Here is a 13,912-nt window from a genome sequence, read left to right as displayed (position 1 = left end):
CATGTCTGCTACCACCCTTGTTCGTTGCGCCTGTGACCACTGCAACTGCAGCTTCGAAAGCAGCCAAGGCTATCGCTACGAAGGCCAACTCTACTGCAGCCAAGCCTGTGCCACCCATGACCACGCCCACCCCTCCCCTTGCTGCGTGGCCTCTCACTGCTGTCAATAGCAGGTTGGCAGGGATCGCTCACCCCGGCTTTTGCTTTCCGGGATCCCAAGCTGCTTTTCTCCCTGAGCAGTTTTTGATAGGCTCCCAGGGAGTTTTATTCCTGTCGAGCTTGCATGGAATACCGCTGGGATCTGCTGCCCACCCCGCCTCAATTTGATCCGGAGCTGAGCCGAGAGTACGGCAAGTATGCGGCCAAGGTGCTGGCTCTGCGGGGGTTGCACAGCCGAGAACAGGCGCGGGCTTTTGTCGATCCTAATCAGTATTCTCCCACGCCAGCGGGATCCCTGCCGGATCTGGAGCGGGCGGTGGCGCGGCTGTTGCAGGCAAGAAAAAGAGGAGAAACCCTCTGCATTTGGGGAGACTTCGACTGCGATGGCGTTACCGCCACCAGCCTCTTGCTCTCGGCGCTACAAACCTTGGGCTTCCGAGTCCAGTTCACTCTACCGCTGCGCAGCACCGAAGGGCATGGCTTGAACCCTCAGCGGCTGCAGCAGGTGCTGGATCAAGGCTGCCAGGTGCTCCTGACGGTGGATTGCGGCATAGGCAATGCTGCCGAGATTGCTCTGGCCCAAGCCCAAGGGGTGGACGTGATCGTGACGGATCACCACGCCCTGCCGGATCCCTTGCCCCCTGCCTATGCGGTGGTCAACCCGCTGCGCCTGCCAGAGGAACACCCGCTGCGCTTTCTGCCGGGGGTGGGGGTGGCCTACAAGCTGGCGGAGGCCCTCTACCAAGCGCTGGGGATCCCTGGTGTAGAAGAGTACCTGGATCTGGTGGCGGTGGGGATCGTGGCCGATGTGGCGGTGTTGCAGCGGGAGTGCCGCTACCTGGTGCAGCGGGGCCTGCCCGTGCTGGCCAACACCCAGCGTCCGGGGCTGCGGGCTCTTTTGGATTGGGTGAGCAACAGCCAATCCTCAGGAACGCCGACAGCCCAGGACATCGCCTTTCGCCTTGCCCCCAAGCTGAACGCCATTGGTCGCTGGGACGATGCCAGCCTAGCGGTGGAGCTGTTGACCACCTCGGATCCGCAGCGGGCCCAGACGCTGGTGGAGCATTTTGTTGCCCTCAATGAGGAGTGTCGGCAACTCACCCAACAGGTTCTGCAAGAGGCCAGCCAACAGGTGGAGAGCTTGGATCTGGCGCGGGAGCGGGCAATTGTTTTGGCCGGAAGCGGCTGGAATCCGGGGGTTTTGGGGATCGCCGCGGCGCGCTTGGCGGAGCAGTACGGTTGCCCGACGGTGTTGATTGCCAAAGACGAGAGGACGGGACGGGGCTATGGTTCGGGCCGCTCGATTCCGGGGGTGAACCTGGTGGAGGCCATCGAGGCTGTGCGTCCCCTCTTGCTGGGGGGAGGCGGCCACCCCATGGCCGCTGGGATCCAAGTGGATCTGTCCTGCCTGGCCGCCGTACAACTGGCTTTGCGGCGGGAGCTGGCCGCGCGGGTCGGCCCGGATCGCCAAGCTCGCGCCTTGGCGGTGGAGATTGTTATCGATTGGGAGCGGTTGGCCTCTCAGGGCCGGGATGGGGTGGCAGAGCTGGACGAGGTGTATCGGCAGTTGCAGCTTCTGCAGCCCTTTGGCCACGGCAACCCCAACCCTGTCGTAGCCTTGATGAACGTTCGCCGCGGCAGCGTCAGGCTGAGGGCTTCCCAGAATGGCCGCCACCTGAAGTTTGAGCTGGGATCCCGTGCCCTCTGGTTTTGGGAAGCCGGCGAAGAGCTGGAGCGGTGGCAAGCATGCCAGGCCTTGGACATCGCCCTGCAGTTGGAAGCCGAGCAGCCCTGGCAGGGCAAAGTGCTGGCGGTGCGCCCCTCTGGCGACTGGCAGGCGCCCACCGTTTCCGCCCCCAGCCTTCGGATCCAGGATTACCGGCAACGCCCCCTGCCGGATTCCCTCCAAGAAGTCTTCCGCTACGATGGGCAGGCCCTTCCTCTCGAGCAAGACTTCCTCCCGTCGGCAAAAACAGCTCTGCTGCTGGCCCGCTGGCCCTGGCTGCCGGCAAATCTAGCCCAACTGCTGCAGCAGGTGCAGCCGCAAACGCTGATCCTGGCCGCTTCTGGTCATCACTGGAAGCGCCTCCCCCACCAAATCGCCCGACTCCAGGAATTGGGGCGGACGGGACAATGGGATCCCCATGTCCTGGCGGCGACAACCGGCTTGCCCTGGCAGTGGCTGGCGGAATTGGAGGGGCCGGAGCAGATCCCAACACGGCTGCTGGGCCGCATTCAAGAATCCCAAGCTTTTCACCGCTGGCTGGACGAAGCCAGCCCCACCCAGATCGCCCAGCTCTGTCAGCGGCTGCTGCGACCGGATCCCCTGCCGGCAGTTGTTTCTCCGAAGTAGAAGACGCCCCCCGGCACCACCATCAGCCAACTTTGGGATTGCGCACTACGCTTAGCCCTGCCGGCTGGAGTTGTGCCTCTTCGGCTCTGTCGGGCAGCGGGCGCAAGGGAGGGCCAAAGCGGCCAACGGCTATAGTGTTGTGCAAAGCCGGGATCCGGCGGATGGATCCCTGGCGTAGGCAGCGGTGCAGGCGGCGCAGCAGGAAGAGGTCAGCCTCGGAGCAATCCTCTTGGAAGACTTTGACGTTAAGTTCGTGTTCCTGAGCAGCGGTAAGCAGACCGGTCATCATGGCAGTTTGAATAATTTGCTGCACAATCGTGCTTTTGATCTCGCTCATGGTGGGGATGCTCTTGGATTGAGACCTTTCGCTGGTTTCATTCTCGGCAAGACCCTCTGAAATGGACTCCGCCGAATGGCGGATTGGATATACGCACTTTGCCGGCTTTTTCGCTGCCCAAGATCCCGGGCCTTTCACGGGTTTATAAGCTTCGACTTTGCTCAGATCCCATGCGGAGAGAAACCTAGGATCGGCGATGCGTTAGACTTTCACGTCTAACTCGAAGCCGGAGCAGCAATTGGATACTTAGGGATCCCATTGATGGGGCAGTGCAAAATTAAACTTGCAAATGGCTTGTCTGAACTTGCTTAACTTGGCCGACATCCTATTTTTTCGAGCCACTGTCTGTAGTAATACGGAAACGAAGAGGCCTTGCAACTACCGACAAATGGCGTAGGCCTGTCCAGACTTTACTTTCTGCAATCCCTGCCAAGGGAGAGCTGGCTCCCCCCTCAGGGGGCAGCGCAGCCGTTCTGTGTTAGTTTGGGGGCGTCCTACTTCTGCGATTGGCTGTGTCGGAAAGCCCCCAAAAAGTCGGCTGTGCCGCCCCTTTGGGCTGCTGTGGATGCGGCTGTCTGGGCCTGCTGGCGGTGCTGGGCTTGGGGCTGGCGGGGGCAGGGATCCTGGTCTGGAATGGGATCCGGGCTTCAGGCGCCTATCGCACCTACCAGTTGGCGGTGGAGCGGCTCGAACAGACTGCGGTGGTGGTGGAGCGGCTGGGGGATCCCCTGCGTCCGGGCTGGCCCTCGCGGCTGCGCTTTCAAGAGGATGAGCAAGCCGGCTGGGCCTGTCTGTCCTTTTTGATCACGGGATCCCGGCGCACCGGCGAGGTGGCTGTGGAGTCGGAGCGGGGGGTGGCCGGCTCAGCCTGGCAGTTGCGCCATCTGCAGGTGAAAGTGGATGGGGATCCACAGGCCATACAGATCCTGAAAGGGGAGGGGGGATCCCGCTGTGAACAAGAGGAGCCGGCTGCAGGGGCAGTGCTGCCGACAGGCGAGATCTGAGTAGTTGGACATGCTTAGCCGCGGGTAAAGTCAAAAGGACTCCGTCCCGCTGACGCGAACGGTTGTGGCCCTGGATCCCTATGCGAACAGTTCCCTATCTGCGCTTGCTGCTGCTGTTGGCGCTGTTGGCCTCGTTCGCGGGCCTGATCGTCTGGCTGATCCAATCGTTTTTGGATCTGTACTACGCCACCCGCTACCACCCGATTTTGGGGGGGCTGTTGATCGGGGTGCTGGTGTTGCTGCTGCTGGTGTTTTTGGCCGCTTCCATCTACTACTTGTTTCTGTTCCGCCCCGCCCCTAAAACCGAGAGGCTTCCCAGGCCAGCTCCCCCGGCAACTCCTGCCGAGAAGTGGGAGGCAGCCCGGCGCAACCTGGCGCAACTAGAAGCTCAGATGGCGCAGATCCAGGATCAGGTGGCGCGGGCGGCGCTGGCGGAACGGTCGGCCCGGCTGGCCCAACAGTTGGCCCAGCCGCAACTGAAGGTGGTGGTTTTCGGCACCGGATCGGCGGGCAAAACCTCGCTGGTGAACGCGCTGCTGGGGCGGCGGGTGGGGGCGGTGGGGGCAACGCTGGGCACCACGCAGGCGGTGGCGGTTTACGATTGGGACCTGCCCGGGATCCCCCACCCGGTGCAGATCGTGGACTGTCCGGGCATTTTGGAGATCGGGCCGGCAGGGGCGATGCGGGAAGAGGAGGCGCAGGCCCAGGCCCAAGCTGCCGATCTGCTGCTGGTGGTGGTGGACGGGGATCTGCGCCGGTCGGAGGTGGATCCCTTGCGTCGGTTGATCGCCCTGGGCAAGCGGGCTCTGCTGGTGCTCAACAAAATCGACCGTTACACCCCCGAAGAACGGCGGCTCCTGCTGCAACGGCTGCGGGAACGGGTTTACCCCTTGATCCAACCGGAAGATGTGCTGCCGGCCGCCGCTGCTCCAGCCCCTGTACAGGTGGGATCCCAAACCTGGCAGCCGGAACCGGAGGTGGCGGCGGTGCGGGATCGCGTCCAGGCGGTGCTCTACGCCGAGGGGGGATCCCTGGCGTTGGACAATGCCCTGCTGCAATCCCAGCAACTGGGCGAAGAGGCCAAGCGGATCATCCAGGCGCAGTTGCGCCGCCAGGCGGAGGAGGTGATCGACCGCTTTCAGTGGATTGTGACCGGCGTGGTCTTTGCCAACCCCATCCCGGCGCTGGATCTGCTGGCCATTGCCGCCATCAACGCCCAGATGGTGGTGGAGCTGGGATCCCTCTACGGCTGCAAGATGAACCTGCAGCAGGGGCGGGAGCTGGCCCTGTCGCTGGCCAAGACCCTGGCCAGCCTGGGGCTGGTGGAGGGGGCGCTCCAACTGACCACCGGGCTCCTGGCCACCGTGGCTGAGGTGAGCGTGGTTGGCTTTTTGGCGACAGCCCCCATCCAGGCGGCCAGCGCCGGCTATCTCACCCGCATTGCCGGCAAAAGCTTCATCGAGTATTTCCAGCGCAACCAAAGCTGGGGGGAAGGGGGGATGCAGGCAGTGGTCAAGGCCCAGGTGGAGAGCGCCCAAAAATCGGGCTGGCTCAAGGAGTTTGTCCGCCAGGCCTCAGAACGGGTTTTTCGCCTGCGCTAGTCCTTGTTGGTGGCCTCGACAGCAATGTCCGTCGGCATGAAGGCCAGCTCCATCTGCGCCACGTAGTCGGCGTAGCTGAGGGCGGGCACATCGTCCCATTCCGCCAGGCCGTGCATCCGCTTCGACCACTCGATAAAGGGGGCAGGGTAGGCGTAGGTCAAGCTGGGATCCGCCAGCACCTCTTTGGGCAGCGGCGGAACCGACTTGAGCACGGCCAGCAACGCCGGCGGTCTGTAAATGACCACGCGGGCGGCTTCGATCTGCTCCGGGGAAACCTTGAACTTGGCAGCGATGAACGAAATTACTTTGGAAAGGGCCATCCCCCACCCTCAACTTGGCCTGTACAGCTAGATCGCCGCAAGGGCAAGCAGTCGACCACGGGAATCCCACCGGGGATCCCTTGCTGCAGATTGTTGTTGCCCGCTATCCTAGTAAAGCCGAAAAATTGGGGAAACAGGTGAGCCGTGGCTAAAAAAAGCATGATCGAGCGGGAGAAAAAGCGCCAACGCTTGGTCGAAAAATACCGGGAGAAGCGCCAACAACTCAAGGCGGCCATGGCCGATCCCAACATCGACCAGGCCACCCGCATGGAGCTGCACGCCCAACTGCAAAAACTCCCTCGGGCCAGCTCGCCCACCCGCCTGCGCAACCGCTGCTGGAAAACCGGGCGTCCCCGCGGCTATTTCCGGGATTTCGGCCTCTGCCGCAACAGCCTGCGGGAAATGGCCCACCGCGGCCTGCTGCCGGGCGTGGTCAAGGCAAGCTGGTAGAGCCAAGCTTGCCAGCCGCTGGTTACAACCCCGCCCGCAGGAGCGGAGCGTTGCGAGCGAAAACCAGGCTGCTGGCCGTCTCAGTCGAGGGGAGGGCATCTCCTGTCTCCGAGGGGGGTGGAGTTTGCTCAGGGCTGGTCGGCCAGCGGCGCTGGTTGAGATGTCAAAAACTTTTGTCTTCAGGCGAGGGAAGTATCTCAGCCGGGCGGCTGCTCTCGCCAAGTTAGCGAGGGATCCCTGTGGCCCTAGAGCCTTTCCAGATCTGCGACGAAGATCTCACCCCCGAAGTGGCAGAGGCGCTGGCCGGGGAAACCCTCTTGGCTGTGGACACCGAAACAATGGGGCTGATCCCACAGCGGGACAGGCTCTGTGTGGTGCAAATAGCCAACGCTGCCGGCGAGGTGGTGCTGCTGCGGCTGAGCCGCGGCGTGAAGCAGGCCCCCCATTTGGCGCGGCTGCTGACGGATCCCAACATCGAAAAGATCTTCCATTACGCCCGTTTTGACCTGGCCATGCTGCGCTACCACTTGGGGATCCAGGCCTGGCCGGTCTTCTGCACCAAAATTGCCAGCAAGCTGGCCCGCACCTACACCAGCAAGCACAGCCTGAAGGACGTGGTGGGCGAGCTGTGCGGGGTGGAGCTGAATAAAACTGCCCAGAGCTCCGACTGGGGAAACGTCCAGGCCCTCTCGCCGGAGCAGTTGGAGTACGCGGCCAACGATGTTCGTTACTTGATCCCGGTGCGCCACAAGTTGGCCCAAATGCTGCAGCGGGAAGAGCGCTGGGAGCTGGCACAGCGCTGTTTTCAACACCTCCCCACCCTGGTGGAGCTGGATCTGCTGGGATATGGCAACGTCTTCGAGCACCAGTAGCGAAGGCCCTCAGTTGGCCAAGTCGGGGAAGGTGGCCCGCACCGCCGGGTGGATGAGCTTGCCGCCGCAGAGGTTGAGCCCCTTGGCCAGGGCCGGGTCCTGCTCCAAGGCGGCGCTCAAGCCGAGGTTGGCCAACTTGAAGATGTAAGGGAGGGTGGCGTTGACCAGCGCCTGGGTCGAGGTCCAGGGGACGGCCCCCGGCATGTTGGGAACCCCGTAGTGCAAGACTCCATAGGCTTCGTAAACCGGCTGGGCATGGGTGGTGGCCTTGGTGGTGGCGATGCACCCCCCCTGATCCACGGCCACATCCACGATCAAAGAGCGGGGCCGCATCTGGGCCACCAGCTCTTCCTTCACCAAAACCGGGGCGCGTCTGCCCGGCACCAACACCGCTCCCACCACCAGGTCGGCCTCGCGGACACATTCCTCGATGCTTTGGGCGGTGCTGTAGAGCAGCTCCACCCGCGAGCCGAAGATCAGCTCCAGCTCGTTGAGGCGCTGCAGGTTGATGTCCAAAATCTGCACCCGCGCCCCCAGGCCAACGGCCATCTTGGCCGCCTCGGTGCCCACCGTGCCCCCGCCCAGGATCACCACCCGCCCCGGCGGCACGCCTGGGATCCCGCCCAGCAGCACGCCTCGCCCCCCCTGCTGGCGAGTCAGGTAGTGGGCGCCCAATTGCACCGACAGCCGCCCGGCAATCATGCTCATGGGCATCAAGAGGGGCAGGGATCCATCGGCCAGCTCCACCGTCTCGTAGGCCAGGCAGGTGGCCCCCGAACGCAGCAGGGCCTGAGTCAGCTCGCGGCTGGCCGCCAGGTGCAAATAGGTAAACAGGATCAGATCCGGGTGGAGCAGGGGATACTCGGCGGGCAGGGGCTCTTTGACCTTCACCACCAACTGCTGCTGGTAGATCTCCTCAGGGGTGGCGGCCAGCTTGGCCCCCGCTTTTTGGTAGTCTTCGTCGCTAAAGCCCGCCCCCTGGCCAGCTTGGGTCTCCACCCACACCTGGTGCCCCTGCTCCGTCAGAGCCCGCACCGCCGCCGGCGTCAGGCCAACGCGAAACTCCTGCTCCTTGATCTCTTTGGGCACACCAATGCGCATAGGGATCCCCATAGGGCTGTCTTCCAGTCTAGACAGACCAGCGCTGGGATGGGATCCCTGGCCGACGGGGGGCGGCAGGAATTGTAAAGTTTTGTGCGCAATCTGTCGGGGCGAGCCGTTGTTAGCTTTCCCCTGGCAACACCAGGCTTTAAGAGGAATCTAGAACTGCTTGCCCAAATTGACCCAAAAACGTGACATAATGCCCTCAAAACAGCGAATTTCCCGACTTGCGCTTATCCGGCGAAGCAGTGTTAATATCTGTTTCGGGAAGTCTCCGTACTCCCTCGCAAACGCACCTTGAAAACCTTATGGATTCAGCCTTTTCCGGGGGTAGGGTTGATCCCTACCTTTTCCCCGCAAGGGGACGGAAACATTACATATTAGAGATACGGGCAGCGCTTAGTCATGCGCTGTTGATCCCTACCTTTTCCCCGCAAGGGGACGGAAACCTGTTTGTTACAAGACGTGCCCTCACGAATCTGAGGGCATCACGTTGATCCCTACCTTTTCCCCGCAAGGGGACGGAAACGACAGGGTATGAAATACCCTGCGTAGTAGATCTGAAGGGCCAGTTGATCCCTACCTTTTCCCCGCAAGGGGACGGAAACTTACAGAGACGTGCATAAGTTGGATAGATTGTGTTCAGGAGTTGATCCCTACCTTTTCCCCGCAAGGGGACGGAAACCTATAATACCTGAAGATAGCGTAGTACCGCTCGACACGACGTTGATCCCTACCTTTTCCCCGCAAGGGGACGGAAACGCGATTTCACGCCGAGTCGCACGTGTAAAGCACCCTGGTTGATCCCTACCTTTTCCCCGCAAGGGGACGGAAACTATAGGGATCCGGTGGATCCCTGGTTAGGTCGGGGGTTGCTCTGCCCAGAAGGGATCCCTAGCGCAGGAAGCGGGCCAACAGCAGCAGGCCGAGGCCGCCGAAGAGGATGTTGAAGCTCCAGGCTGCCGCCCAGGGGGGAAGGGCTCCTGCTTCGCCCAGGCTGCGAGACACACTCAGCACCACGTAGTAGGCAAACACCAACAGGATCCCGAAGACGACACCCCCATAGCGGCCCACCCGCCGCGCAGTGGTGGATCCCAGGGGAAGGGAGATCAAGACGGCAAAAAAGCTGGCCAAGGGCAGGGAAAAGCGCATGTGGAACTCGGTGCGCAGGGGCTGGGTATTGAGGTTGGAGCGGGCCAGGCGGGAGATGCGCTCCGCCAGCTCCGGCAGGCTCAGCTCGTTGGGCGGAACCGGCGGCTGCATCAGGGCGGCCAGATCTTGGGAGACCTCTAGCGGCTTGCGGTCGAAGGGCTCTTCGGCCAGGCTGAGGCCGTCAGGGCCGTAGCGGTGGGTCACCCCTTCGCTGAGGGTCCAGTCCAGGCCATTCCACACCGCCTGGGCCGCCAGGGTCACCTCTGCCAACTGGTACTTGCCCCCCGGCAAGGGATCCACCTGCAAGATGGTGACATCCTGCATGGTGTTCAGCCGCGGATCCACCTGGCGGATGAAAAACCAGAGGTTGTCTTCCGTCCCGCCAACGCGGGCGGTTCTGAAAAAGACGTCGTATTGCACCGGGGTGGTGGCCCGGGCCAGGAGCGCCTGCTGGTCGATCTGGCGGATTTCTCGTTTGCTGGCCGGCAGGAGCACGTTGCTGATCCAAAAAGCGCTCAGGCTCATGAGCAGCCCCACCAGCAACAGGGGACGAAAAATGCGCGTAAACGGGATCCCGGCTGCCCGCATGGCGGTAATCTCGCTGTTGCCGCTCAGCTTGCCCAAGGTGAGCATGGTGGCAAAAAAAGCGGCGATGGGCATGCCCAGCAGCACCATCTCCGGCAGATCCAAAATGAGAAGGCGCAACACCGTCAGGGGCGGCAGGGATCCCTCGACCAGCCGCTCGGCCAAGGTAAAGAGCCGGCCTGCCAAAAGCAGCAGGGTTCCCCCAGCTATACCGGCCAGCACCGGCGTGAGCATCTGCCCAAACAGGTAGCGCTCCAGCAGCCAGAACTTGGTGAGCAAGCGGGCCATGTCCAACAATTGAGGGATTGGGGCTATTTCAGGCTAGCTTGAACGGTTCTCCGGCAGGCCCTCACCCCCAGCCCCTCTCCCAGAGGGAGAGGGGAGCTGGGATCAACTCACAAGCTGTTTCATGGCTGTTTGCCATGACCATGGCAGCGCTGGCGTTGAACCCAGGTTTGCCGGCCATTGGCTCTGGATCAAGGCCTCCGGGAGGCCGGCGGCTCGGCAGGAGGGGGTAAGGGCTCGGTTTCGCCGCCGGGATCCAAACGGCTGGCCGAGGAGTTGAGGGGAAGCGGGGGCTCAGGATCCAGCTTGGCTCCCCAGGCGGCCAGGTAGGCTCTTTGTTCGGGGGAAAGGCGACGCACCCGGCGAAAGTCCGCGCCGGCCACGATGGCGCCGGCGTAGGCCCCGCTTTTAAAATCGGGCTTTTTTCCTGGCTGAGCCGGAGAAGCCGTCTGCAGGGATCCCACAAACAAGAGGGCGCGGTAGAGATCGGCGCCGCGCAGGTCGGCATTGCGCAGGTTGGCCCCGCAGAGGTTGGTGTGGCTGAGGTCGCAATCCCGCAGGTTGGCTCTTTCCAGGCTGGCCTCGCTGAAGTCCACCCCCCGCAGCAGGGTGCCATGCAGGTCGGCCCCTTCCAGCATGGTGCCCAGATTCACCACCCGGATCCCGTTGAGGCGATCCCGCTGGTAGCCGCCTTTGCCGTCCAGGATGGGCCGGCCCAGGTGTTCGTCGCGGCGCAGGGGGCTAAGCAAGTTAGCGGTGGAGAGGAAGCGCAGGATCTTGGCTTTGCCAAAGCGATCCACGCCGTTGAGGAGCGCCGCCGTGCGCCCGGCCGCAATGGCCCGCTCCAGGGGCCAGTCGTCCAACTGCCCGTCAGGGGAGAGAACCAGGTTGGAGATGCCCTCGAAGTAGGCGTCGATGGTCTGCTGCTGGGTGATGATGTTCTGCTGGATGGTGAGGTCGCGGGAGATGACGTACTGCCGCCAGGCGATGTAGGCGGCCAGGAGGGCGATCAGGATCTGACCTGTAGCCCCGAACACCTCGCCCAAAGCCCCGATGGCCTCCCAGCTCAGGGATCCCAGGGCCGAGAAGGCTCCACTCCAGACCAATCCTCCCATCACCGCCAAGCCGAGAGCTGCTGCCGCCCACCCCAGGCTGGGCCAGGTGGTCAGCCACTGCCAGAGGTCGCGCCCGATCTGCACCCAGAGCGGCTGCCCCCACCAGCCGGCCAGGCCCAGCCAAGCCAGCACCGCCCCCCAGCCCAGGGCCGGCTGCCCTGCCCACTGGCCCAGCAGCAGCAGCAGGGCTGGGATCCCCAACAACAGCAGGTTGAGCAGGGGGCGCCCAGACGAGAGGGAAGCCAGCGGCAACTCTTGGGAGGAGCCTTCGCGGGCAAGGGCTTCGTCGGTCATGGCAAGGGTATACTCTAGGGGTAGCGTTGGATCTACAAAAAGAAGCCTGCGTCAGTCCGTATTTGGAGTTGGGGAAGAGGGCAGGGTCCTGCCTGTCAGGTTTGGTAGGATAGCCTCGACCCTCCTTCCTTCTCTGGCCCAGCCTGGTGTGGGGATGACTCCTATGATCTCTTCCTTATCGTTCATCCGTCTGCAGAAATCCGGCGAACACCAATTTACAGCAGTCCTGCCTGACTTGCGGTTGCAGCGTCACGGCTCCGCGACGCTGACGCGACTGGCCACCTCTTTGCTGTTGAGCACCAGCTTACTGCTGGCGGCAGGAAGGGATCCCAGTTGGGCGCAAACTTCCCTGGACACCGGCCTTTTGGAGAAGCAGGCCCTGCCCCAAGCGCCGCCGCTGCCGGACGACCGCCCTGCCATTTTTGTGGATGCCGCCAATGGCAGCGATACCCAAGGGGATGGATCCCGCAACAACCCCTTCAAGACCATCACCCATGCCATCAGCCGGGCGCCAGCCGGCAGCATCATCCAGCTTCTGCCGGGGGTGTACAGCGCAGAAAGCGGCGAAGTCTTCCCCATCCGCCTCAAGGCCGGCCTTATCTTGCGCGGGGACGAGTCCACCTTGGGAGAGGGCTACCTGATCGATGGCGGCGGCACCTACATGAGCCCGACCTTGGCCCGGCAAAACGTTGCCCTGCTGGCAGAGACCGGCTCAGAGGTGCGGGGGGTTACCCTGCGCAACCAGGGTCGGCGCGGCTACGCCCTCTGGGTAGAATCGGCTTCCCCGCGGATTCTCAACAACAGCTTTGTGGGCAGCATCCACGACGGCATTTTCATCGCCGGCGCCTCCAACCCCTGGATAGAAGGCAACCGCTTCTACAAAAACGGGGCCAACGGCATCTCCGTCTTGGGCACCTCCCAGCCCACCATTGTCAACAACCTCTTCCAAGAGACCGGCTTTGGCCTCACCATCGACCAGCGCTCGGCGCCGATTGTGCGCAACAACCGCATCCTGCAAAACCGCACCGGCATTGTGGTCGGCGGCAGCGCCCGTCCCATCCTGCGCAACAATCTCATTGCCCGCAACCTGGAGACTGGCCTGACAGCTATCACCACCGCCCAGCCAGATTTGGGCACGGCTTCGGATCCCGGCAACAACATCTTTGAGGGGAACGGCCAGTACGACATCCACAATGCCACCCGCGGCCTGCGCCTCAACGCCAATGGCAACCAACTGGCCGGCAAAACCAAAGGGGAGCTGGATCTGGCCGGCCAGACCACGGTGGCTGCGCTGCCCAGCAACGCCCCGCCACCCATTGCGGCAGGCGGCTTGACGCTGCCCACAACTCCGCAGGCCGAGCCTCCGGCTCCCAGCAGGGATCCCCAGCCGGCGGCGGCCTCTCCCACCTTGCCGGTGGTGACGGTGCCCCAATCGACTGCCCCCGTTCCCCCTCCTGCAGCGGGATCGGGAGGGCGCATTTTGCCCAGTGCGCGCCCCTCAGCCGGCAGGCGCTCAACCCCAGGAGTTTGTTGCCGTCCCCTTCACCCCCGATGGCTCCACCACGCCTGCCCAACCGGTTGAGCCTGCTCCTGCCACTCCCGTCCGCCAGCAATCTGTGGCTCCTCTCACGGATATTACTACCCTCCTGCCACCCCCGGCTCGCCGACAAGCGGGCAGCAGCCCAACAACCCCCCCTGTTCCCGTTGCCGCGGCTCCAGAACCGGCGGTAGCCCCAGCAGAGTCGGCCACCCGCTTTCGTGTGCTGGTGACCCCCAAGGGCAGCGACGATTTGCAGCGGCTGCGGCAGCTCGTCCCCGAAGCGGTGGAGACCGTGTTCAACGGCAGGAGGGTGCTGCAGGCCGGCCTCTACGACAGCCGCAGCCAGGCCCAGTCAGTCTTGGATCGGCTGTTGGACGCCGGCTTTGACGCGGTGGCGGAGATGATCTTCCGTTGACCTCACTGCCCAGGGATCCCCCCCGGCAGGATAGGAACTCCCCAGCAGGGAATGTATGATGCCTAGCACGGCTTTTTCCAGAGCAATGGGGAGGAAAGCCGTGCCGTCAGGTTGTCCTGGGGATCAGCCAGGGCAAGCAATGGGGAAAGTCCGGTGCAAATCCGGCGCTGTGCCGCAACTGTGATGGGCTAAGGCCCTCAGTCAGGATGCCCGCCTGCGGCTTTGGCTCAAAGCTTAGCCCTTCCGCGTCGCACGGAAGCAGGAGCAACCGGATGAAAGTACAGCCTTTTAATTTAAAATAGGGTACAGGTATTCAAGAGGAAGGAGAGA

General features: G+C 63.1%; 13 protein-coding genes, 1 CRISPR repeat array and 1 riboswitch. Of the genes, 8 read left to right on the top strand and 5 right to left on the bottom strand.

Annotated elements, in window-relative coordinates; translation table 11 throughout:
* Position 1: 1 nt before the first annotated feature.
* Both NW846_RS03340 and recJ read left to right on the top strand, forming a co-directional pair.
* Positions 2–169 carry a hypothetical protein gene (locus tag NW846_RS03340; RefSeq protein ID WP_083759159.1) on the top strand — a complete coding sequence of 56 codons (168 nt, stop codon included), beginning with the start codon at positions 2–4 and terminating at the stop codon, positions 167–169.
* Positions 170–282: 113 nt separating this feature from the next.
* Positions 283–2,511, top strand: coding sequence for a single-stranded-DNA-specific exonuclease RecJ (gene recJ / locus NW846_RS03335; protein ID WP_414390358.1), 2,229 nt, complete (start codon positions 283–285; stop codon positions 2,509–2,511).
* Positions 2,512–2,533: 22 nt separating this feature from the next.
* On the opposite strand, the gene NW846_RS03330 is transcribed toward recJ, so the two are convergent.
* Positions 2,534–2,848 (bottom strand): hypothetical protein, encoded by a 315-nt coding sequence (locus NW846_RS03330; RefSeq protein ID WP_041438224.1) that lies wholly within the window; start codon positions 2,846–2,848, stop codon positions 2,534–2,536.
* Positions 2,849–3,360: 512 nt separating this feature from the next.
* Here NW846_RS03330 and NW846_RS03325 point away from each other — a divergent pair.
* Together NW846_RS03325 and NW846_RS03320 are read left to right on the top strand one after the other, a co-directional pair.
* Positions 3,361–3,852, top strand: a complete 492-nt coding sequence (locus tag NW846_RS03325) for a cytochrome c oxidase assembly factor Coa1 family protein (protein WP_011429990.1) — start codon at positions 3,361–3,363, stop codon at positions 3,850–3,852.
* 80 nt (positions 3,853–3,932) lie between these two features.
* A complete protein-coding gene (locus NW846_RS03320; protein WP_414347245.1) occupies positions 3,933–5,453 on the top strand; it encodes a YcjF family protein in 1,521 nt (506 codons plus the stop codon).
* Here NW846_RS03320 and NW846_RS03315 read toward each other — a convergent pair.
* A complete protein-coding gene (locus tag NW846_RS03315) occupies positions 5,450–5,773 on the bottom strand; it encodes a hypothetical protein (RefSeq protein WP_011429988.1) in 324 nt (107 codons plus the stop codon). The two genes, NW846_RS03320 and NW846_RS03315, sit on opposite strands and share 4 nt — an antisense overlap.
* A 144-nt stretch (positions 5,774–5,917) precedes the next feature.
* Between NW846_RS03315 and rpsN the strand changes: the two genes are divergently transcribed.
* Positions 5,918–6,223 (top strand): 30S ribosomal protein S14, encoded by a 306-nt coding sequence (gene rpsN, locus NW846_RS03310; RefSeq protein ID WP_011429986.1) that lies wholly within the window; start codon positions 5,918–5,920, stop codon positions 6,221–6,223.
* Positions 6,224–6,462: 239 nt separating this feature from the next.
* Positions 6,463–7,095 (top strand): ribonuclease D, encoded by a 633-nt coding sequence (locus tag NW846_RS03305; RefSeq protein ID WP_011429985.1) that lies wholly within the window; start codon positions 6,463–6,465, stop codon positions 7,093–7,095.
* A gap of 9 nt (positions 7,096–7,104) precedes the next feature.
* On the opposite strand, the gene ald is transcribed toward NW846_RS03305, so the two are convergent.
* The 3 genes from ald to NW846_RS03290 all read right to left on the bottom strand — a co-directional run bounded on the left by ald (position 7,105) and on the right by NW846_RS03290 (position 11,627).
* Positions 7,105–8,196, bottom strand: coding sequence for an alanine dehydrogenase (ald, locus tag NW846_RS03300; RefSeq protein WP_414347254.1), 1,092 nt, complete (start codon positions 8,194–8,196; stop codon positions 7,105–7,107).
* Between the two features lie 335 nt (positions 8,197–8,531).
* A CRISPR array of direct repeats spans positions 8,532–9,032; the repeat unit is 37 nt; unit sequence GTTGATCCCTACCTTTTCCCCGCAAGGGGACGGAAAC.
* A 58-nt stretch (positions 9,033–9,090) separates the two neighbouring features.
* Positions 9,091–10,221, bottom strand: a complete 1,131-nt coding sequence (locus tag NW846_RS03295) for an LptF/LptG family permease (protein ID WP_414347250.1) — start codon at positions 10,219–10,221, stop codon at positions 9,091–9,093.
* A 188-nt stretch (positions 10,222–10,409) separates the two neighbouring features.
* Entirely contained in the window at positions 10,410–11,627 is a 1,218-nt protein-coding gene (locus NW846_RS03290; RefSeq protein WP_011429982.1) for a pentapeptide repeat-containing protein, read from the bottom strand.
* Positions 11,628–11,790: 163 nt separating this feature from the next.
* On the opposite strand from NW846_RS03290, the gene NW846_RS03285 reads away from it, so the two are divergent.
* Together NW846_RS03285 and NW846_RS03280 are read left to right on the top strand one after the other, a co-directional pair.
* Entirely contained in the window at positions 11,791–13,209 is a 1,419-nt protein-coding gene (locus NW846_RS03285; RefSeq protein WP_414515311.1) for a DUF1565 domain-containing protein, read from the top strand.
* Positions 13,115–13,582: a hypothetical protein gene (locus NW846_RS03280; RefSeq protein ID WP_414515348.1), complete on the top strand. Its 468-nt coding sequence runs from the start codon at positions 13,115–13,117 to the stop codon at positions 13,580–13,582. Before NW846_RS03285 ends, NW846_RS03280 begins: the two co-directional genes overlap by 95 nt.
* Before the next feature lie 91 nt (positions 13,583–13,673).
* Positions 13,674–13,815, top strand: a riboswitch (cobalamin riboswitch).
* Positions 13,816–13,912: the final 97 nt, after the last annotated feature.

The sequence above is a fragment of the Synechococcus sp. W60.3 genome (genome assembly GCF_047502615.1).
In the GTDB taxonomy this organism is placed as follows: domain Bacteria; phylum Cyanobacteriota; class Cyanobacteriia; order Thermostichales; family Thermostichaceae; genus Thermostichus.
The sequence above is the reverse complement of the archived record's forward strand: the minus strand, read 5'-3'. Positions and strand labels throughout refer to the sequence as shown.

What these genes read in the sequence shown, in the direction of transcription:
- NW846_RS03285 (WP_414515311.1), top strand. Translation starts at nt 11,791, where the DNA reads ATGATCTCTTCCTTATCGTTCATCCGTCTGCAGAAATCCGGCGAACAC.
- NW846_RS03295 (WP_414347250.1), bottom strand. Translation starts at nt 10,221, where the DNA reads ATGGCCCGCTTGCTCACCAAGTTCTGGCTGCTGGAGCGCTACCTGTTT.
- NW846_RS03330 (WP_041438224.1), bottom strand. Translation starts at nt 2,848, where the DNA reads ATGAGCGAGATCAAAAGCACGATTGTGCAGCAAATTATTCAAACTGCC.
- recJ (WP_414390358.1), top strand. Translation starts at nt 283, where the DNA reads ATGGAATACCGCTGGGATCTGCTGCCCACCCCGCCTCAATTTGATCCG.
- NW846_RS03290 (WP_011429982.1), bottom strand. Translation starts at nt 11,627, where the DNA reads ATGACCGACGAAGCCCTTGCCCGCGAAGGCTCCTCCCAAGAGTTGCCG.
- ald (WP_414347254.1), bottom strand. Translation starts at nt 8,196, where the DNA reads ATGCGCATTGGTGTGCCCAAAGAGATCAAGGAGCAGGAGTTTCGCGTT.
- NW846_RS03315 (WP_011429988.1), bottom strand. Translation starts at nt 5,773, where the DNA reads ATGGCCCTTTCCAAAGTAATTTCGTTCATCGCTGCCAAGTTCAAGGTT.
- NW846_RS03340 (WP_083759159.1), top strand. Translation starts at nt 2, where the DNA reads ATGTCTGCTACCACCCTTGTTCGTTGCGCCTGTGACCACTGCAACTGC.
- NW846_RS03320 (WP_414347245.1), top strand. Translation starts at nt 3,933, where the DNA reads ATGCGAACAGTTCCCTATCTGCGCTTGCTGCTGCTGTTGGCGCTGTTG.